The sequence below is a fragment of the Oleiphilus sp. HI0117 genome (assembly GCF_001635235.1).
Map to the genome: position 1 here is coordinate 1 of NZ_LWGA01001435.1, position 870 is coordinate 870.

General features: G+C 45.1%; 1 protein-coding gene. It reads left to right on the forward strand.

Annotated features, from left to right (window positions below):
- Positions 1 to 33: 33 nt before the first annotated feature.
- A partial coding sequence (locus tag A3757_RS24065) for a hypothetical protein (RefSeq protein ID WP_156506546.1) occupies positions 34 to 870 on the forward strand: 837 nt, incomplete at its 3' end.

The window sequence follows — 870 nt, forward strand, 5'->3', positions numbered from 1 at the left end:
GCCGCTCTTACAAAGAACCTATTAGCTTCAAGTGTGGCCATTCTTTTAACGGCTTGTGGTTCTGGTGGCGGCAGTGAAGAGTCAAATTCCACTCCGGATGATGGTAATACCAATACCGTGACTACAACGATTAGCGGTACCGCTATAAAAGGGGTCGTTTCAGAAGGCTTGGTAAACTTATACTCAGTAGAAGAGCAGGGTGGCAAGACTATTCGTTCTGTTAATCCAATGGTGAGTCCAGTCAGAACAGACTCTAATGGTCGCTACACCTTTAATCTTGAGCAGGAAATTTCACAAGGCTCAGTTGTTGTCGAAGTGACAGCTGATAGTCGAACCAGAATGAAGTGCGATACAACGGAAGGTTGTATTGATAATGATGGGCAAGGCGTTTCTTTTGGTGAAAGCTTTAACCCAGGGTCTGGCTTTAGTTTGCGCTCGGTTGCTTCAGGTATTGTGGCAGGGCGGGAGTATAATGTTCATCTTAGCCCATTAACGCATATGGCGGCAGTTCATGCGGAGGCTAAATCTATTGGTTTGACAGCTGATAGTATTCAGGAATCTATCGCTCACATTGAAGACTTGCTAGATCTAGATGCTGGTGCGATGCGTTTGGCGCCAGCAGATTTAACTGCTATTGAGTCGTATAGTTCAATTACAAAAGCAGAACTGGAAATGGGTGTTTTGTCAGCCTCTTTCTTGTCAATGGTTGAGCTGGGTCGTTGGGATACGATTGAAGAAGTAATCGAACATGTAGAGGAAGTGATTGCCAGTGATGGCGTTCTAGGGGCTCAAAGTACTGAGGGCGATGAACAGATTACTCTGGATGAGGTTTTTCTAGAGGCAAGCGAAATTGCATTAGATCTAGAGCAA